The 16,718-nt window shown below is 71.1% G+C and carries 17 protein-coding genes; 7 read left to right on the top strand and 10 right to left on the bottom strand.

The annotated features are described in order from the left end of the window. Positions 1-211 precede the first annotated feature (211 nt). Positions 212-382, top strand: coding sequence for a hypothetical protein (locus ACYQ1K_RS20770; protein ID WP_459985170.1), 171 nt, complete (start codon positions 212-214; stop codon positions 380-382). Between the two features lie 4 nt (positions 383-386). Here the strand turns inward: ACYQ1K_RS20770 and ACYQ1K_RS20765 are convergent, their stop codons facing one another. The 3 genes from ACYQ1K_RS20765 to ACYQ1K_RS20755 are packed head-to-tail and all read right to left on the bottom strand — an operon-like array spanning position 387 to position 2,090. Next, positions 387-584: a DUF1918 domain-containing protein gene (locus ACYQ1K_RS20765; RefSeq protein ID WP_459985169.1), complete on the bottom strand. Its 198-nt coding sequence runs from the start codon at positions 582-584 to the stop codon at positions 387-389. Between the two features lie 34 nt (positions 585-618). Continuing rightward, a complete protein-coding gene (locus ACYQ1K_RS20760; protein WP_459985168.1) occupies positions 619-1,608 on the bottom strand; it encodes a zinc-binding alcohol dehydrogenase family protein in 990 nt (329 codons plus the stop codon). After that, on the bottom strand, positions 1,605-2,090 hold the full coding sequence (locus ACYQ1K_RS20755; protein WP_459985167.1) for a hypothetical protein: 486 nt from the start codon (positions 2,088-2,090) through the stop codon (positions 1,605-1,607). The genes ACYQ1K_RS20760 and ACYQ1K_RS20755 overlap by 4 nt, the downstream gene beginning before the upstream one ends. Positions 2,091-2,218: 128 nt before the next feature. On the opposite strand from ACYQ1K_RS20755, the gene ACYQ1K_RS20750 reads away from it, so the two are divergent. After that, positions 2,219-2,752: a flavodoxin family protein gene (locus ACYQ1K_RS20750; RefSeq protein WP_459985166.1), complete on the top strand. Its 534-nt coding sequence runs from the start codon at positions 2,219-2,221 to the stop codon at positions 2,750-2,752. A gap of 26 nt (positions 2,753-2,778) precedes the next feature. On the opposite strand, the gene ACYQ1K_RS20745 is transcribed toward ACYQ1K_RS20750, so the two are convergent. Genes ACYQ1K_RS20745 through ACYQ1K_RS20735 form a run of 3 tightly spaced genes read right to left on the bottom strand, consistent with a single transcriptional unit; the run spans position 2,779 to position 6,069 of the window. Then, a complete protein-coding gene (locus ACYQ1K_RS20745; RefSeq protein WP_459985165.1) occupies positions 2,779-4,167 on the bottom strand; it encodes an MBL fold metallo-hydrolase in 1,389 nt (462 codons plus the stop codon). 8 nt (positions 4,168-4,175) lie between these two features. Further along, complete coding sequence (locus ACYQ1K_RS20740; protein WP_459985164.1) at positions 4,176-5,126, bottom strand: universal stress protein; 951 nt, start codon at positions 5,124-5,126, stop codon at positions 4,176-4,178. Further along, entirely contained in the window at positions 5,113-6,069 is a 957-nt protein-coding gene (locus ACYQ1K_RS20735) for a universal stress protein (RefSeq protein WP_459985163.1), read from the bottom strand. Before ACYQ1K_RS20735 ends, ACYQ1K_RS20740 begins: the two co-directional genes overlap by 14 nt. A 159-nt stretch (positions 6,070-6,228) precedes the next feature. Here ACYQ1K_RS20735 and ACYQ1K_RS20730 point away from each other — a divergent pair, with 159 nt between their 5' ends. Next, positions 6,229-7,959, top strand: coding sequence for a sensor histidine kinase (locus ACYQ1K_RS20730; RefSeq protein ID WP_459985162.1), 1,731 nt, complete (start codon positions 6,229-6,231; stop codon positions 7,957-7,959). Positions 7,960-8,026: 67 nt separating this feature from the next. On the opposite strand, the gene ACYQ1K_RS20725 is transcribed toward ACYQ1K_RS20730, so the two are convergent. The 4 genes from ACYQ1K_RS20725 to ACYQ1K_RS20710 all read right to left on the bottom strand — a co-directional run bounded on the left by ACYQ1K_RS20725 (position 8,027) and on the right by ACYQ1K_RS20710 (position 12,229). Then, positions 8,027-10,105 carry an amylo-alpha-1,6-glucosidase gene (locus tag ACYQ1K_RS20725; protein ID WP_459985161.1) on the bottom strand — a complete coding sequence of 693 codons (2,079 nt, stop codon included), beginning with the start codon at positions 10,103-10,105 and terminating at the stop codon, positions 8,027-8,029. 12 nt (positions 10,106-10,117) lie between these two features. After that, positions 10,118-10,360, bottom strand: a complete 243-nt coding sequence (locus tag ACYQ1K_RS20720) for a hypothetical protein (RefSeq protein ID WP_459985160.1) — start codon at positions 10,358-10,360, stop codon at positions 10,118-10,120. Between the two features lie 165 nt (positions 10,361-10,525). Then, complete coding sequence (locus ACYQ1K_RS20715; RefSeq protein ID WP_459985159.1) at positions 10,526-10,708, bottom strand: hypothetical protein; 183 nt, start codon at positions 10,706-10,708, stop codon at positions 10,526-10,528. 21 nt (positions 10,709-10,729) lie between these two features. Further along, positions 10,730-12,229 carry a DUF4389 domain-containing protein gene (locus ACYQ1K_RS20710; protein ID WP_459985158.1) on the bottom strand — a complete coding sequence of 500 codons (1,500 nt, stop codon included), beginning with the start codon at positions 12,227-12,229 and terminating at the stop codon, positions 10,730-10,732. Between the two features lie 155 nt (positions 12,230-12,384). Here ACYQ1K_RS20710 and ACYQ1K_RS20705 point away from each other — a divergent pair, with 155 nt between their 5' ends. The 4 genes from ACYQ1K_RS20705 (at position 12,385) to ACYQ1K_RS20690 (ending at position 16,711) form a co-directional block, all read left to right on the top strand. Further along, a complete protein-coding gene (locus ACYQ1K_RS20705) occupies positions 12,385-12,870 on the top strand; it encodes an Hsp20/alpha crystallin family protein (RefSeq protein ID WP_459985157.1) in 486 nt (161 codons plus the stop codon). 13 nt (positions 12,871-12,883) lie between these two features. Further along, positions 12,884-14,377, top strand: a complete 1,494-nt coding sequence (locus ACYQ1K_RS20700) for a bifunctional aminoglycoside phosphotransferase/ATP-binding protein (protein WP_459985156.1) — start codon at positions 12,884-12,886, stop codon at positions 14,375-14,377. A 128-nt stretch (positions 14,378-14,505) separates the two neighbouring features. After that, the gene (locus ACYQ1K_RS20695) at positions 14,506-15,714 is read left to right on the top strand and encodes a site-2 protease family protein (protein ID WP_459985155.1); all 1,209 of its coding nucleotides are present in this window, start codon (positions 14,506-14,508) and stop codon (positions 15,712-15,714) included. Positions 15,715-15,862: 148 nt separating this feature from the next. Further along, complete coding sequence (locus ACYQ1K_RS20690; RefSeq protein WP_459985154.1) at positions 15,863-16,711, top strand: slipin family protein; 849 nt, start codon at positions 15,863-15,865, stop codon at positions 16,709-16,711. Positions 16,712-16,718: the final 7 nt, after the last annotated feature.

Below are 16,718 nucleotides of genomic sequence, written 5' to 3'. Positions count from 1 at the left end.
GCTGAGACGCCGGCTGAGACGCCGGCTGAGACGCCGGCGGCCGTCGCTCGGCGGGCAGAGGGCCGAAGGTCCGGGCCAAGGTGCGGTGCCCGAGGTGCCCAAGGTCCGTCCCGGATGCGACGAGCTGCTCTGCCTGTGGTCGGTGGAGCTGAGCAGGATGGAGACATCGGCGCAGCAGCAGCGGAGTCGGACTCGAGGAGGGATCCTGGCCATGACCACCGATCGTTACCTGTGGCTCTCCCTCCACCCGTCGACGCGGCGACCGACGCTGTGCGGGTGCGGCCAGGACCTCGACGACTGCTCGCGCGAGCACTGCCCCCGATGCGGCGCGGCGCTGGTGGGCGACGCGGTCGACCCCGCCGCCCACGTGAGTGTGGTCTGATCCCTCAGGCCTCGTGCTCGAAGTGCTGGACATGGGCATCGGGGCCCGGGAAGACCAGGCTCTCGTGACCGTTGTCTGACCAGCGCACGACGTAGGGCGGGCTGCCGTCCGCGTGCCGTACCTCGAGAATCTCGCCGTCGCGAGCGGGAACGCCCTCGTGGACGCCCATGACGATGAGTCGGTCGCCAACTGTTGCATACATGGTTATCACCTCTCCTGTCGCTTGCTGTGGGTGTTCAAGGTCGTTCGGTCTCGAGGACCGCAACGCCCCGGACTCGGTCTGCCGCCAGGTCGCTGACGGCGACGTCGGCCCGGCTGAGCGGGTAGCAGGCCACACTGGGGCGCAGCCCGAGCCGGCCCGCGAGCCTCATGAGCTCGGCGCCGTCGGTGCGCGTGTTGGACGTGACGCTGGTCAACGTGCGCTCGTCGAAGAGCTGGGTCGCGTAGTCGAGCGGCGGGATCTGCGACACGTGGATCCCGGCGACCGCCACGGTGCCATGCGGGCCCACGGCAGCCAGCGCCTCGGCGACCACGTCGCCGGCAGGCGCGAAGACGATGGCGGCGTCGAGCGGCGGCACGGATCCACCGGGCGACACCGCGGTCGACGCCCCGAGCTCACGAGCCAGAAGCCGCGCCTCCTCACCCCGCGTGACCACGTGCACCTCGGCGCCGAAGGCGAGTGCCAGCTGCGCCGTCAGGTGTGCGCTCGCACCGAAGCCGTAGAGACCGAGCAGGCCCCCTGGCGGGACGGCGGCACGTTTGAGAGCTCGGTAGCCGATGATGCCGGCGCAGAGGAGCGGCGCGACATGGACGGCGTCGAGCGAGGCCGGCACGGGATAGACGTACGCCGCGGGGGCGACGGCATACTCCGCATAGCCGCCGTCGGCGTCCCACCCGGTGTATCGGGAGGTGCGGCACAGGTTCTCCGCACCTGAGCGGCACCAGCGGCAGGTCCCGCACGTCGCGCGCAGCCATGGCACCCCGACACGGTCGCCGACGTCGATGCGGCCTGTGTGGCCGAGCGTGCCGACGACCTCGCCGACGATTTCATGGCCCGGGACCACGGGCGAGCGATGGCGAGGGAGCTCGCCGGCGATGACATGCAGGTCGGTGCGGCAGACGCCACAGGCCTCGACCCGGACCAGCAGCTCGCCGTCCGCCGGCTCCGGCAGGGCGAGGTGGCCGAGCTCGAGCCGGCCGTCGCCGACGGTGCGCCAGGCTCTCACGCGTGCATCTGCCTCGGCGCCGAGACGGCGGTGGCATGTCGACCGGCACGGGTGCCCGCGCGGCGCCACTCGGCGCGGTCGGCCCAGGCGAGCGTGCTCAGGACCACGATGGCCGGGACCGCCCACAGCCAGAAGCCGAAGCCGAAGAGCAGAAGCAGGGCGTGGAAGACGATCACGGCGCACCATCCCACTGCCACCGCGCGACCGCGGGTCAGCAGGAGCACACCCGCAGCCGTCTCGGCGATGGCCAGCGCGAGCGCCCACAGGCGTGGCTGCGCCATGAAGACGTCGGACCAGCCGCGGGAGACGAACCCGAGCAGTGCCTGGTCGGCGAAGTGCCGGTAGGTGGACGGGTCGGCGGCGAGGATGCCGACGTGGATGCCTCCGGTCCACACGAAGAAGCCGCCCACGATGCGCCGTCCGACCCGTGGCGCGGACGTGTGGGCGAGAAGGTCCGGCACCGCTGGCGTCCGTGTCGTCATGCTGTCAGCCTCGCGTCGAGCGACTCAGGTGTGGAGGGTCGGAAGTCCCATCGGTGGCGGACCATGCGACCTGCCGCGGATGCGCGCCTCGGCGCAGGATGGTGAGGGAGACGGAGGGAGGGATCACGATGGGTGACCGACAGGCCGTGGTCGTCTACGAGTCGATGTTCGGCGACACCGCATCGATTGCCGACGCGGTTGCTCGTGGGCTGGCGGAGGAGGTCGCGGACGTCGCCTGCTGCGACGTGAGCGGGCTCGATGTCGGTGAGCCGGTGTACGCCGACCTGCTCGTCGTCGGCGCCCCGACCCACCGCTTCACGCTGAGCTCGCCCGGCACGCGGGAGGAGGCGCTGCGGCGCGGCGCCCCGCCCGGCCATGCGACCATCGGCCTCCAGGAGTGGCTCACGCACCTCGAGGCCGATCGACAAGGACTGGTCGTGGCGACGTTCGACACGCGGCTGGCGCTGTTCGAGCGCCTCACGCTCGCCGCAGCCACCGCCATGGGAGACCTCGCGCGGGAGCGAGGCTTCCGAGTCGTCGGCGAACCCATGGGGTTCTTCGTCGAGCACACCCGGGGCCCCGTCCTCGAGGGTGAGATCCTGCGCGCCACCTCATGGGGCCGCTCCCTGGCGGCAGAGCTGGCGGCCCTCCACCAGCGGTGAGGCCCGCCCTACCAGCCGTGAGGCCTTCAGTCGAGGCGCACCCGCTCGAAGAGCCGCGGCACGACCGCGCACACGCCGAGCTCGTCCTCGAGGCGATGGGCCAGGGCCTCGGAGCTGGCCGGCTCGCCGTGCACGACGTACACCGTTCGCGGAGGCGACGGGGCCGATCCGACCCAGGCGACGAGCTCGTCGGCGTCGGCGTGCACCGAGAAGTCGGGGATGTCGACGATCTCGGCGTGCACGGGCACATAGCGCCCGTGCATCTTCAGGTGCCGCGTCCCCTCGACCAGGTCACGCCCACGCGTGCCGGGCGCCTGATAGCCGGTCAGCACCACACAGTTGCGGCGGTCGGGAAGCTGGTGCTCGAGGTGGTGCACGACCCGCCCGCCCGTGGCCATCCCAGAGGCGGAGATCACGATGCAGGGCGTCCTCGGCCGGTTGAGGAGCTCTGAGCCGGCCGCGTCCTTGACCAGGCGTACGTCGAGATGGTCGAGCTCGTCGAGAGGGGATGCGCGTCCGTCGCGCAGCTGGGGCGACGACTCGTGGAGCGCTCGTCGGTAGATCGCGAGCGTGGCGAGCGCCATGGGACTGTCGACGAACACCGGGACGCGCGGGATGGCGCCGTCCTGCTCGAGCCTCAACAGCTCGAGCAGGACGAGCTCGGTGCGATCGACGGCGAACGCGGGAATGAGCACGCTGCCCCCACGCTCCACCGTCCGGCGGATCGCGTCGGCGAGCCGGTGCGGATCGGGCTCAGGGTGCCGGCGGTCGCCGTACGTCGACTCCAGCACGAGCGTCGCCGCGGCGGGCGGCGGGGCCGGCGGAGCGAGCAGCGGGTGTCCGGCACGCCCCAGGTCGCCGCTGAAGACCACGCGCTCCCCGCCGACCTCCAGCACTGCCACGGCCGAGCCGAGGATGTGTCCGGCGGGCATCAGGGTCACGTGGGTGCCCTCTCCGAGATCGTGCGGCTCGCGGAAGGGGATCGGGCTCAGCGACCGGATGGCCGCCTCGGCATCGGCGGCGGTGTAGAGCGGAAGCGCCGGGCTGTGGCGCGACCAGCCGCCGTCGTTCGCATACCGAGCGTCCTCCTCCTGGAGGTGGGCACTGTCGCGCAGGACGATCGCTGCGAGAGCGGCGGTGTCCGGCGTGCAGAGGGCCGGCCCGACGAACCCGTCACGGACGAGGACCGGGAGGTATCCGGTGTGGTCGAGGTGGGCGTGCGTGAGAACGGCGGCGTCGATCGTCTTCGGCGCGACCGGGAACGGATCCCAGTTGCGAGCCCTCAGCGCGCGGACCCCCTGGTAGAGGCCGGCGTCGACCAGCACCCGCTGCCCGCCGTGCTCCACCAGGAAGCGGCTGCCCGTGACGGAGCCGGCGGCGCCGTAGAAGGTGAGGATGGGTGCGGGCACGGCCATGGCCGGGATCAGCCCTGCGCCGCGGAGACTGGCCGGTCGCCTGCCTGGTCGCTGGTCTCCTGCTCGACGGGGAGTTCGAGGCGCTCAGCCGTCGGGGGCAGCACCACGGTGGCGCAACGCGTCTCGCGCAGGACGGCGCGACCGGTCCCGCCGAGGTGACCGAACGGGAAGGCGTGCGGCCGCCGCGTGATGACCAGGAGGTCGGCCTCGGAGGACGCCTCGACCAGCACCTGAGCGGGCTGGCCGTGCACGAGCCGGACCTCGAAGGCGACGTCGGGGAAGTCGCGTGCGACCCGGTCGGCTCGCTCGGTCAGGTCGGCGCTCGTCTGCTTCTCCCAGTCCGGGAACTCGGAGTGCCGGGCGATGATGTCGTCGTAGAGGGCCAGGAACTCCCAGGCATGGAGCAGCGTCAGCCGTGCCTTCCGGGCGGCGGCGAGCTCGAAGGCGTGCCGGATCAGGCCGGCGGAGGAGTCGTCGTTCTTGATCCCGACGATGACCGCTCCGTGCGCGGGCGCGTCCTCCCAGTTCGCCGGCACGGCGACGACCGGCACGGGGGAGTGCGCGGCGATCGGGCCGACGACCGAGGAGGTGACCAGGCGCGAGAGGGCCGGGTGCCGCTCGTCACCGAGGACGAGCAGATCGGCCTCCGCAGCTGCTTGCAGCAGTGCTCGGCGCGGATCCGCACGCAGGGCTGAGGTGTCCATGCGGTCGCGGGGCAGGATGCGCTCGGCCTCCTTGACCGCCTCCTCGAGGATGTTCTGCGGGAGCATGCGCTCCTCCACCGGGGTCAACGGGTAGGCGGAGCTGTAGAAGCTGCCCATCGCGTGGTAGCCGATGTAGGCGTGCACGAGGAAGAGGCGGGAGCCGGCCCGCTCGGCCTCACGGGCGGCCCAGCGCACGGCTGCCTTGCTTCCCTCACTGCCGTCGACGCCGACGGCGATCCAGTCACGGTGTGTCATGTTCCCGTCCTTCCAGAGTGAGATCAGAGTCTTCGTCGGGCGCGTTCGGCGGCCCGCCGGATGCGAGCTCCGCAGGGGGGATGACCTCGACCGGGCAACGGCTCTCCCGCAGCACGGCACGACCGGGTGCGCCGAGGTAGCCGAAGGGGAGGCCGTGCCGACGGCGTGTGATCACGACGAGGTCTGCCCCATGTGAGGCGTCCACCAGAGCGTGGGCGCCCTGCCCGTGCCGGACGACGTAGTCGACCCCTACCTCCCGGTGTGAGCCTCGTGCGCGGCTGACGAGCTCCTCGAGGGAGCCGCGCTTGATGTCGCTCCACGCGGACTCCTCATACGTGGTGGCGATCATCTCGTCGTAGACGACGGGGAACTCCCAGGCGTGGAGGACCGTGAGGCGGCACTTGCGAGCCGCCGCGATCTCGACGGCGCGCGCGACGAGGCGTTGCGACGCCGGATCATCGGGCCTCTTGACGCCGACGACGATGCGCCCGCGCTCGCGGGCGGTCATCCAGTCCTCGGGCACGGCGACCACCGGCACCGTCGCCCGGGACGCGACGCCGCCGACGACCGAGCCGGTCACGAGTCGGTCGACGCGGCCGTGCCACGGTGCCCCGAGCACGATCATGCGAGCGCTCCTGGCCGCGTCGACCAAGGTCGGCACACGCTCGCCGACGACGAACGACCTCTCCACACGGTCGGTGCAGAGGATGGTCCGGGCCAGCTCCTCGGCACTGCCGAGCACCTGCTCGCGGCGTCGCTGCAGCCGGGGGCTGTCATCCAGGCCGGCCATCGTGATCCGTGGGACGACGTGGAGAAGCCGCACGCCGATACCCAGTCCGTCTGCCTCGATCGAGGCGTAGCGGACCGCGGCGTCCGCAGCGGAGGAGCCGTCGACGCCGACCAGCAGCACGTCCTGGCGTCGGTCCTCGCCGGTCTCGGCCACGGTGCACGCTCCTCGTTCGGGCCATCTGGGTCGACTCCAGCCTCCGGCTCGCAGATGCCGGGCGGACAGGGTCGCAAGTCCCGGCGGCGGGAGGCATCCGTCACCCGTGCACGGGACTTGGGCCTGTACCAGTGGAGACGAGCGGAATACCGTCTCCTCATGGAGGAGCCACTGGGCGAGTCCCCACTGAGCGGGGACGACCCGCTCGAGCGCTCGGGGCTGGAGCTGGACCAGAACCTGGCCACGCTGATCCAGCGCGCGCAGGAGGTGCTGGCCTCGCAGAGCAGACTCCGTGGCCTGTTGCGCGCCAACCGCCGCATCGTCGGCGACCTCGACATCGAGGTCGTGCTCACCCGTATCGCCCAAGCGGCATGCGAGCTCGTCGAGGCGGACTTCGCCGCGCTCGGCGTGATCGGTCCTGAGGGGCAGGGACTGGAGCGGTTCATCCATGTAGGCCTCGATGCCGGGACGGCCGAGGCCATCGGCCACCTTCCCGAGGGCAAGGGCCTCCTCGGCCTGCTCATCGACGACCCGAAGCCGATCCGGTTGCGCGACCTGCGCGATCACCCTCAGTCGGCCGGATTCCCCGCCCACCATCCGGCGATGCAGGCCTTCATCGGAGTGCCCGTGCGCGTACGCGGCGACGTGTTCGGCAACCTCTACCTGACTCGTCGTGAAGGCAAGGAGTTCAGCGACGACGACGAGCAGCTCGTGACCGCGTTGGCGGCGACGGCAGGCATCGCGATCGAGAATGCTCGCCTGTTCGACGACGCACGCCGGCGACAGGACTGGCTCAGCACCTCGACCGAGGTGACGCGGCGGCTGCTCGCCGATGCGACGGCCGAGCCGCTCGAAGTGATCGCCGAAAGCGTCTACCAGCTGGCTCAGGCCGACCTCGTTACCGTCGCCCAGGTCGGGGATGACGGTGAGGCGATCCATGTGCGTGTGGCGGTCGGGGCGTCGGCGCCGTCGGTGGCCGGGGCGATCTATCCCCTCAAGGACACGTTCACCGAGCTGGTGCTCGAGACGGGCGCGGCGATGCGGTTGTCGGACGCGAGCGACACCCGCGCGCACGGGTCGCGCCGCGCGTTCCTCGCCGACAAGGTCGCGCTGGGTCCTGCCGTGGTCGTGCCGTTGATGGGTGGCAGCGGCGCCCGCGGGGTGCTCTGGGTGGCGAGGATGAGGCATGAGCGGCCGTTCACGGCCTCCGACGAGGACATGCTGACCACCTTCGCGAACCAGGCGTCAGTCGCGTGGGAGCTGGCCGACGCGCGAACGGCCAACATGCGCGTCGAGCTGCTCGAGGATCGCGCCCGGATCGCCCGCGACCTCCACGACCACGTCATCCAGCGGCTGTTCGCGGCCGGTCTCGGTCTCCAGGCGCTGGCGATGCGGGCCGGCGATGCAGCGGACGCGATCGACGCGGTCGTCGACGACCTCGACGATGTGATCAAGCAGATCCGCAACGCGATCTTCCAGCTCAGGCCGACCCCGGGCGGGATGCGTGGAGCGATCCTCGACGTCGTCGGCGAGGTCCGCAGCACCCTCGGGTTCGAGCCACACGTCGTCTTCGACGGGCCGGTCGACTCTCTGACGACGGCCGACCTCCTCAACGACGTCACCGCCGTCGTCCGCGAGGCGCTCTCGAACGTGGCCAAGCACGCGGACGCGACGGCAATCGACGTCCTCGTCGAGGCGCGCGGCCACCAGCTTCGGGTGCTCGTCAGCGACAACGGCCGCGGGCTCGGCGAGATCACCCGGTCCAGCGGACTGGGCAACATGCAGACGCGTGCCGAGTCACGGTCCGGGGAGCTGGTCCTCGGCGTGCCCGCCGCCGGAGTCGGCACCTCGGTCGAGTGGCGGGTGCCGCTTCCACGGTCTGGGTGGTGATCCGGAGACCTGACGCGGCCAGACCCACGCCGGGCCTGAGGAAGAGGCGCGCGACCACGGCACGTGGCTACCCCCGTCTGTTTGCCGGACGGATCGTCCAGCCCGACGCGCCAACGACCACGTCGTAGTGCTGGTCGCGGTAGGCGATGTTCGTGAGTCGGAACGGCAGGAACTGCTCAGGGAGCGCCGGGCGGCAGGTCGGTGTCTCGCCGTCGGGCTGAAGAGCCAGAAGCGCTCGCACGAGCTCGATCGGCGCTGCGGCCGCCCATGCTCGAGGTGAGCACGCAGCAGGGTAGGGCACCGGCACGGACATCTCCTCGCGGGCGAAGCCGGCGAAGAGGTCCGGCAGGCGGTGCCCGAAGTGCGTCGAGGCGTCAAGCAGCCCGAGAGTGAGGCGGCGCGCCTCCTCGACATGCCCGTAGCGAGCCAGGCCGGCGACGCAGATCGCCGTGTCGTGCGGCCACACCGAGCCGTTGTGGTAGCTCAGCGGGTCGTAGGCGCCCATCGAGACGCCGAGCGTGCGGACGCCCCAGCCGCTGAACATCTCGGGAGAGGAGAGATGCTGCGCCACGACGGTGGCCTTCAGTGGGTCGGCGATGCCTGTCCACAGGCAGTGGCCGATGTTCGACGTGAGCGCGTCGATCGGCCGCTTGTCACGGTCCAGGCCGACGGCGTACCACTCCTGGTCCGGCAGCCAGAACGCCTCGTCGAAGGCGGACCAGAGGCGGGCGGCACGATCGCGCCACGTCGCAGCCGTGCGCACGTCACCGAGGCCGTCCGCGATCTCAGCCCGCGCCACGAAGGCGCCGTACACGTAGGCCTGGACCTCCGCGAGTGCGATCGGAGGGCTCGCGATCGTGCCGTTCGCGAAGTTCACCCCGTCCCAGGAGTCCTTCCAGCCCTGGTTGGCGAGCCCGCGGCCGTTGCTGCTCTCGGACTCCACGAAGCCATCGCCGTCAGCGTCGCCCGCCCCCACGATCCACTCCAGGGCGCGGTCGACCTGGTCGAGGAGCGCGGGCGTCACCGCCGACGGGCACCAGCGGAAGAGCTCGCCGACGGTCATCACGAAGAGCGGAGTGGCGTCGGCACTGCCGTAGTAGGCGGGTCGTCCCCCGAGTGCCAGCGAGCCGGCCGGACCGAACCGGAGCTCGTGGAGGATCCTGCCCGGTTGCTCCTCGGTGAGGTCGTCGTCGCGGACACCCTGGTGGAGACCGAGTGCCGTCACCGTTCCCAGCGCCAGCGACGCGTCGACCGGCAGGAGCATGATCGACGTCAGCAGGGAGTCGCGGCCGAACAGCGCCATGAACCACGGCGCGCCGGCCGCGACCACGGGCAGCTCGGGACGATCCGGATCGAAGATCCGCAGGGTCGCGAGGTCCTCGATCGACCGGCCGAGGGCGTCGGCGAGCCGCCGGTCCGCCGTCCAGAGTCCGGGAGCGTTGCTGCGGAACTGACGGCGGCGAACGGCGGGCGTCGCCTGCTCCGGGGGCGAGTCCCGGGGGAAGGGCGTCTCGAGAGACTTTCCCCGGAGGACGGGCTGCACCAGGACGCTCGACCTCCATGACCCGCGGGCTGGCACGTCCACCGTCCAGGCGATCGCGCGCGCGTGGGGGTCGGCGTGCCCATCGGTCTTGATCGCGACCTGGAAATCCTCACCGTCTCGACGGGCATGCAGGGCGAGGGTCCCGGCGACCGCGGACGACGTCGTCACCGTCGGTCGGACTCGGCCCTCCTTCACCTCGACCAGGTCGGCGAAGTCCGTGTCCGCCTCGAGCACGAGATCGAGGTGCGCGGGCTGCGGACCCCCGTTGCGGATGGTGAGGTCCTCTCGCAGACCCTCACCGACTTGCCGGCGTCGGCTCACCACGACGGACGTGCCGTGATCGAGCGAGCTTGTCGAGAGCAGGTGGAAGGTCGCCTCGTGTGCCGACTCGACGGCCACGGTGAGCTGGCCGAGCCGGCGGTCGACAAGTCGGAGTCGCCACGCGCTCAGCACTCGCGTGTCGCGCACGAAGAGGCCGTCGACGGCCTGCGTCCCCACGTCACCGTGCGGGTCGCTGATGCAGAACGTCGTGCCCTCCATCAAGGTGACGGCAGTGCCGCCGCGCGTCTCGGGTGCTCCGGTGAACAGCCATGGGTCCGACATGGCGGCCTCAGCTCAGTCGTGCCTCGCCGCGTGAGCATGCGTCGACGACGGGTCGACCTCCACCAGCATGTCGAGCTCCGCCCGCCAGAGCCGACCGCAGCGTCGGCAACCGAAGACCATTGCTTGGCCGTCGCCGACCGGTCCGAGTGTCTCGTCGTGACAGGACGGGCACGACACGGGCGCATCGAGGGCGCCCCCGACGTCGAGGCTCACATAGTGGGTGCCGGTCGCGAAGGCAGCGTGCTGGACGTTCATGCACGCCACGATTCTCGGCCGTGGGTCAGGACGGGAGTGCGGAAGGTCCCGGTCAGGCGAGAGGAAGGTCCTGTTCGGCCCAAGCCCGATGAATGGGCCCACGGAGAGCGCCATGAGCCGAGAGGTCAAGGAGGTGCCAAGCGGTCGCATGCCACAGCCACGTCGTCACGAGAGCGCCGCGAACGCCTGGTACACCAGATAGGCGGGCCACAGCACCCCCTCGACCAGCGCCCAGACGTGACCCCAGAACCCGTCGCTCTGCTGCCAGAACCAGACCCAGGCGCCGAGGATGCCCAACCCGTAGAGGGCTCCCGACGGTGCACACGTCGCGCCGCTCGCCTTCGCCATCGCCGGCTCTCCTTCCGCCGGTCAGAGCGTGGTGCTCGCCACGCCAGGCGGTGCCGCTGCCGGGGGCGTGCTCACCGGAGGCGAGGCTGGAGCCCGCGGCAGCGACACGAGGACGAGGACGAGCCCGACGATGGCCAGCAGGCCCGCGGTCACGAGCAGAGTCGCCGCGCCCCAGCCGAGCGCCGGCAGCGTCGCGCCGGTGGACAGGACGGCCGACACGTTCGGTGATCCGTCGGCGTTCATGAGCAGCACGGTCCAATGACCGTCGTCGGCGTTCCAGCGGAGCGTCTGCGTGCCGCTGCCCGACGCGTACGCCGACCACGAGAGCGACTGCGTCGGTGCGCTGCTGATCGGTCCGCCGCCGATCTCGCGGTAGAGAGGCGTGCCGTTGCGGATGTCGATGACGACAGCGTGGGCGACGCCGGCGAGGTAGCCACGCACCTGCGGCGTGGGCGCGATCCCGATGAAGACCGGCTTGCTCGCGTCGCGGGCGGTCAGCTTCACGTCGCCGATGAAGGCATGCGTGAGGCTGCCGGTGTTGAGGTCGATGTCCTGGGTCGTGATGGCGTAGGACGCGGTCGTGAACCGCTCGCCGCCGGTCATCAGGAAGCCGTCGTCGTCGCGCAGTGCCTGGTGGGCGAACAGCAGGGCGCCTCCACCGAGCCCGGAGGCCAGCGCGACCGCGAGCAGCACGCTGCCCGCCGCGAGACCGACGATCCGCAGGGACGTCCAACGCCGCGGTCCCGTCGGCCCGGAAGTGGACACGGGAGCGGACCCGGGAGCAGACGCCGAGGCCGCCGCAGGAGTGGGCGGGGAGCCGGGAGCCGGTGGACGCGGGGCCTCCTCGCCTCCTTGGTCGAGCCTGAAGGGCGGGTAGACGTCGGTCATGAGGAGGACGTAGGCCCCCACGCGAGCGGCCCATCGGTCCATGCCGAGCACGAAGTCGAAGATGGGCTGTGGATACCGCGCGGTGAAGAGGAGGACCACGGCGGCGATGAGCACGAGAACGCCGACGAGGCCGACGTTCCACGGCCATGCGGGGCGCCGGTCCGCGCTCGACGCGGCGACGCCCGCTCCGAGGAAGAAGCCGAGGACCAGGTAGTGAGGGATGGCCAGCAGCCATGACTTCACGAAGACGAGCCCGCGTGAGAGCCGGGCGGGGTAGGCGACGTCGAGGCGGGCCGGGTAGCCGGGGTCGTCGGCGAGGGTGAAGGGCGGGTAGCGGTCGGTGCCGAGCGCACCGTAGGCGTAGAACCACACGCGCCACGACCACCGCAGCACGCCGACGTTGAAGTCGAAGATCGACCGCGGGTAGCGGCCCGTGAACACGATCGCGAACCAGGCGACCACGGTCAGCACCGCAGCCGCGACCCAGAGGAAGAACAGGATCACGGCGTGGGGGATGACGAGTAGCCACTTGACGAGCCACAGCCCTCGACTGAGGTGCGGCTCGAGCGCGCCGGTCACGACGACCGGATGGCCGACAGGCTCGGGAACGGGGTCGGTGATCTGCGAGGTCATGGCGTCCTCCCTCGACGGCGGTGGCCACCAGCCTGCGCTCGGCAAGGTCGCGTGCCATCGGTCAAAGGTCACCGGAGGCGGGACGAACGGCCCTGTGACGGGGCGCCGCAGGTCAGCAGCATGGAGGCACCACTGATGCAGAGAGGAGTCACCGAATGAGCATCATCAAGCGCGAGCAGCACACGCCGCGCACCCTGGAGGGTCTGTGGGGCCGCGACTTCTTCGACGCCTTCCTCAACGACCGGCTCCGGGGTCTGATGGCCGGGGACGGGCCGTTCGAGCGGATCTTCGACAACGGCGGTCGCCTCATGCGGACCGAGGAGTTCGTCGAGGACGGCGAGATCGTGGTCCGCGCCGAGCTGCCGGGCCTGGACCCCCAGAAGGACATCGAGATCATGTTCGAGGACGGTGTCCTCCGGCTCAGCGCCTCGCGTGAGGAGCGGTCGGAGGAGGAGCGCCCGGACGGCTATCACAGCGAGTTCCACTACGGGAGCTTCGTGCGCAGCTTCGCGCTGCCCGAGGGGGTCTCCGCGGAGCAGGTCCGAGCGACCTACAAGGACGGGATCCTGGAGGTCCGCGTGCCGAACCCGCCGGCACCGGCGGCGAAGCCGCCGGAGAAGGTCGCCGTCAGCCGAGGCTGACGAGCACTCGGCCATGGGCGCCAGCAACCACGGCCGGAGCCCGAGGCCGGCCGACGAGCAGTACGTCGAGCTGCGTGAGACGCACTCGGCCGTCGTCCTGCTCGTCGGCGACCGTGCATGGAAGCTGAAGAAGCCGGTCGACCTCGGCTTCCTCGACTTCTCGACGCCCGAGCGTCGTGAGGCGTCCTGCCGGCGCGAGGTCGAGCTCAACCGACGTCTCGCGCCGGACGTCTACCAGGGGGTCGGTGAGGTCCGAGACGCTCAGGGCCGAACACTGGAGCACCTGGTGCTGATGAGGCGCATGCCGAGTGAGCGCCGGCTGGCGCGGCTGGTCGTGGCAGGACTCCTGGGCGACGCCGACCTGTGGGCGGTCGCGCGTTCGGTCGCGGACTTCCACACCCGATGCGATGCCGGACCTGCTGTCGCAGCCGAGGGCACTCGCGACGCGGTGGCGCACCGCTGGCGCGACAACCTCCGTCAGTCCCGCCGGTTCCGCGGCACGCTTCTGGGGGCGAGTGCCTTCGACGAGGTGGAGCGCCTCTCCGGGCGGTTCCTCGACGGCAGGGAGGCGCTCTTCGCCGACCGCATCGCTCGGGGCGCGGTCGTCGACGGGCACGGCGATCTGCTGGCCGACGACATCTTCTGCCTGCCCGACGGGCCCCGCATCCTCGACTGCCTCGACTTCGACGACGCCCTGCGCCACTTGGACCGGCTCGACGACGTGGCGTGTCTGGCGATGGATCTCGAGCGGTTGGGTGCGCCCGATGCGGCACGGGCCTTCTGCGCGCACTACCTCGAGCTGAGCGGGGACCCCGGGCCGGTGTCCCTCCTGAACCACTACATCGCCTACCGCGCGTTCATGCGTGCCAAGGTCACCTGCCTGCGAGCCGATGACGACCGGACTCGTTCGGACGCGGCTACGCTGACGTGTCTGGCGCTCCATCACCTTCGGGAGAGCGCGGTCGCGCTCGTGCTCGTCGGCGGAGCGCCTGGGACGGGCAAGAGCACGGCGGCCGCCGCACTCGCCGACGACCTGGGCGCCGTGCACCTCTCGAGCGACCGGCTGCGCAAGGAGCTGGCGGGCATCACGCCGACTGCTCGCGGCGGCGCCGCGTTCCAGGAGGGCATCTACACCCCCTCGTGGACCGAGCGCACCTACCGCGAGCTGTTGGATCGCGCCGCCCGGCTGCTGGCGATGGGTGAGACCGTCATCCTCGACGCGACCTGGTCGCAACAGGGTCGCCGAGACGAGGCTGCCGCGGTTGCGAGCTGCACGTCGAGCGACCTCGTCCAGCTCCAGTGCACCGTCTCGGACGACGTGGCGGAGTCTCGCCTCGCCACCCGACCGGCCGGCGTCTCCGATGCCGACGTGGAGGTGGCGAGGGCCATGCGGGCCAGGTTCGAGGCGTGGCCCGAGGCGACGAGGGTCCAGACGGCGCAGGCGCTCAGCGACACGGTCCGTGCCATGCGGCACCGCGTCAGGCCGGCGGCCGAGAGAGCGGAGTGAGCGATGAGCGCGCAGTCCGGTCTGTTCGGAGGATACGCGGTCGTGCGACCTTGGCTGCGACGACGCTGGGTGCGTGGCTGCGCCGTCGCCGGACTCGTGACGAGCCGAGGGTCCTGGGGAGGCGCGCGATGCTGAGCACCACCGACCGTCCGCGGGCCGACCATGAGCCCGCGGGAACCCCTGCTCCACCGCCGGGACGCACGGCGTTCGGGTCCGCGTTCTCTCTCGGCACGTGGTTCGGGATCCCGGTGCGCGCGCACTGGTCCGTCCTCGTCACCCTCGGGCTCTTCACCGCGCTGATCGCCGCCTTCGACCTCCCTGCCTCCCACCCGGGTTCCTCGACCTCGGCGTACTGGCTGGACGGAGTCGTGGGCGCTGTCGTCCTCATGGTCACGCTCCTGGTCCACGAGGTCGCGCACGCACTCGTCGCGCGCCACTACGGCGTCAAGGTGAGGCAGCTGACCGTGTGGATGCTGGGCGGGCTCACCGAGCTCACTGAGGAGCCGCCGACACCTCGGGCAGATGCGGCGATCGCTGCTGCGGGTCCCCTCGCGAGCCTCGGGACCGGCGCCCTGTTGGCTGGCACCGCCTGGCTCACGCGAAGCACCGGGCTCCCCGCCGCCACCCTCGCCTGGCTCGCCGGCATGAATGTCGTGATAGGGCTGTTCAACCTCTTGCCGGGCGCACCTCTGGACGGGGGACGGCTGCTCCGAGCGGCGCTGTGGGCGAGGACCCATGACCGTCGCCGGGCTGCGACCCAGGCCGCGCACGCAGGACGCCGGGTCGGGCAGGTGCTGGTCGCTGTGGGACTGATCGAGCTCGTGATGGGCGCCTACGTCGGCCTCTGGTCGGCCCTTCTCGGCTGGTTCATCCTGGCGGGTGCCGAGAGTGAGCGGCGGGCCCGGCAGGGCGAGGGGCTGCACGGGGTGCAGGCTCGAGCCGCCATGACGCCGACACCCGTGGTCGCACCTGCATGGTGGACGGTCGAGACGTTCATCGGCTCGCTCACGCCGGAGGCGGCCCGGCAGCCCGTCTACCCGCTCGTCGATCTCGACGGTCGATTCGCCGGCTTGCTGTCGCCTCCGGCGCTCGCTCGGCTGCCTTCCGACCGGGCCGCCGATGTCAGGCTGCGAGAGCTCGCGGTCCCGCCGGACCGCCTCACCCAGATCGAGCCGGACGATGACATCGCGGCGCTGGTGACACCGCAGCACTGGCAGAGTGGGACGATCGTGGTCGTCGAGGACGGCCGTCCGGTCGGCGTCGTGACGGCGGCCGACATCGCACGCATGCTGCAGCTCGCCGGGATCGGCTGGACGGGCGGGCCGCACTCGACGTGACGTCATAGCCCTGAGGAGGACGTCAGGCCCCGTGATGAGGGCGTGAGGTCCCTCGCACGAGGACGTCTGGCTCTGTCCCGCGGTCGACCCCGAGATCCAGTGTGAGAGGGCGGCGGGTCTGCCGTCGTCGGAAGGAACGAGGAGAGAGATGTCGACCTGGCTCGTGGTCCTGATCGTGGTAGCGGTGGGCGTGGTGCTTCTGGCGCTCTCGGTCAAGGTCGTGCAGCAGTACGAGAAGGGCGTCCAGTTCCGACTGGGCCGTCTGCACGGCGTCCGTGAGCCGGGGCTGCGGCTCATCATCCCGTTCGTCGACGTCCTCCGACACGTGTCGCTGCGCACGGTGACGATGCCGATCCAGTCACAGGGCATCATCACGAAGGACAACGTGAGCATCGACGTCGCGGGTGTCGCCTACTTCCACGTCGTCGACGCCGTGAAGTCGGTCGTCGCCATCGAGAGCGTCGAGACCGCGATCAACCAGATCGCCCAGACGACGCTTCGCAATGTGGTCGGTCAGCACACTCTCGACCAGGCGCTGGCGGAGACCGACAGCATCAACGTCAGCATCCGGGAGATCCTCGATCGCACGACGACCGAGTGGGGCGTCGTGGTGACGCTGGTCGAGCTCAAGGACATCCAGCTGCCCGAGAGCATGAAGCGCGCGATGGCTCGCGAAGCCGAGGCCGAGCGCGAGAAGCGCGCCAAGATCATCGCCGCCGAGGGTGAGGCCGCGGCGGCGACCGCCCTGGGCGAGGCCTCGGACGCCATGATGGCCCACCCGTTGGCGCTCCAGCTGCGCAACCTGCAGAGCCTGGTGGAGATCGGTGTCGACAAGAACACCACCGTGGTCTTCCCCGCGCCGCTGATGAGCACGATCGGCGACCTGTCGACGTTCCTCCAGCGTGAGACGCGGGCCGCCGAGGAGGCAGGCGCGCTCGCCTCGACGTTCGCGCTGGGGAGAGCGGAGCGACCGGCGGCCGCCGCGCGGACGTCGTGACGCGGAC

This window comes from Nocardioides sp. AN3, assembly GCF_054653495.1.
This window is presented reverse-complemented; position numbering and strand designations above follow the sequence as displayed.

What these genes read in the sequence shown, in the direction of transcription:
- ACYQ1K_RS20770 (WP_459985170.1), top strand. Translation starts at nt 212, where the DNA reads ATGACCACCGATCGTTACCTGTGGCTCTCCCTCCACCCGTCGACGCGG.
- ACYQ1K_RS20765 (WP_459985169.1), bottom strand. Translation starts at nt 584, where the DNA reads ATGTATGCAACAGTTGGCGACCGACTCATCGTCATGGGCGTCCACGAG.
- ACYQ1K_RS20755 (WP_459985167.1), bottom strand. Translation starts at nt 2,090, where the DNA reads ATGACGACACGGACGCCAGCGGTGCCGGACCTTCTCGCCCACACGTCC.
- ACYQ1K_RS20750 (WP_459985166.1), top strand. Translation starts at nt 2,219, where the DNA reads ATGGGTGACCGACAGGCCGTGGTCGTCTACGAGTCGATGTTCGGCGAC.
- ACYQ1K_RS20745 (WP_459985165.1), bottom strand. Translation starts at nt 4,167, where the DNA reads ATGGCCGTGCCCGCACCCATCCTCACCTTCTACGGCGCCGCCGGCTCC.
- ACYQ1K_RS20740 (WP_459985164.1), bottom strand. Translation starts at nt 5,126, where the DNA reads ATGACACACCGTGACTGGATCGCCGTCGGCGTCGACGGCAGTGAGGGA.
- ACYQ1K_RS20730 (WP_459985162.1), top strand. Translation starts at nt 6,229, where the DNA reads ATGGAGGAGCCACTGGGCGAGTCCCCACTGAGCGGGGACGACCCGCTC.
- ACYQ1K_RS20725 (WP_459985161.1), bottom strand. Translation starts at nt 10,105, where the DNA reads ATGTCGGACCCATGGCTGTTCACCGGAGCACCCGAGACGCGCGGCGGC.
- ACYQ1K_RS20720 (WP_459985160.1), bottom strand. Translation starts at nt 10,360, where the DNA reads ATGAACGTCCAGCACGCTGCCTTCGCGACCGGCACCCACTATGTGAGC.
- ACYQ1K_RS20715 (WP_459985159.1), bottom strand. Translation starts at nt 10,708, where the DNA reads ATGGCGAAGGCGAGCGGCGCGACGTGTGCACCGTCGGGAGCCCTCTAC.
- ACYQ1K_RS20710 (WP_459985158.1), bottom strand. Translation starts at nt 12,229, where the DNA reads ATGACCTCGCAGATCACCGACCCCGTTCCCGAGCCTGTCGGCCATCCG.
- ACYQ1K_RS20705 (WP_459985157.1), top strand. Translation starts at nt 12,385, where the DNA reads ATGAGCATCATCAAGCGCGAGCAGCACACGCCGCGCACCCTGGAGGGT.
- ACYQ1K_RS20700 (WP_459985156.1), top strand. Translation starts at nt 12,884, where the DNA reads ATGGGCGCCAGCAACCACGGCCGGAGCCCGAGGCCGGCCGACGAGCAG.
- ACYQ1K_RS20695 (WP_459985155.1), top strand. Translation starts at nt 14,506, where the DNA reads ATGCTGAGCACCACCGACCGTCCGCGGGCCGACCATGAGCCCGCGGGA.
- ACYQ1K_RS20690 (WP_459985154.1), top strand. Translation starts at nt 15,863, where the DNA reads ATGTCGACCTGGCTCGTGGTCCTGATCGTGGTAGCGGTGGGCGTGGTG.